Source organism: Tolypothrix sp. VBCCA 56010, from assembly GCF_050875635.1.
GTDB lineage: Bacteria > Cyanobacteriota > Cyanobacteriia > Cyanobacteriales > Nostocaceae > Hassallia.
The window spans coordinates 1-297 of sequence record NZ_JBPAOH010000492.1 but is presented as its reverse complement, the minus strand read 5'-3'; the positions used below and the strand labels follow the sequence as shown (position 1 = coordinate 297).

The window sequence follows — 297 nt, the reverse complement described above, 5'->3', positions numbered from 1 at the left end:
ATCCCCAACAGAAGCTATCAGATTTAGCGCTACTGACTGCCACCGAACAACATCAGATACTGGTGGAATTCAACAAAACCCAAGCCGACTACCCCAAACATTTGTGCCTGCATTCGTTGTTTGAACAACAAGTTGACTTAACGCCGGATGCGGTGGCAGTGGTGTTTGATTCGGAGCAACTTACCTACCATGAGTTAAACGCCAAAGCCAACCAACTGGCACACCACCTACTATCGTTAGGTGTCGGACCTGAGGTATTGGTAGGCATTTACACGGAACGCTCAATGGAGATGGTGG

General features: G+C 48.5%; 1 protein-coding gene. It reads left to right on the top strand.

The features are described 5' to 3' along the window. Nucleotides 1-297: AMP-binding protein (locus tag AABK37_RS42535; RefSeq protein WP_432557283.1), on the top strand; the 297-nt coding region annotated here is incomplete at both ends.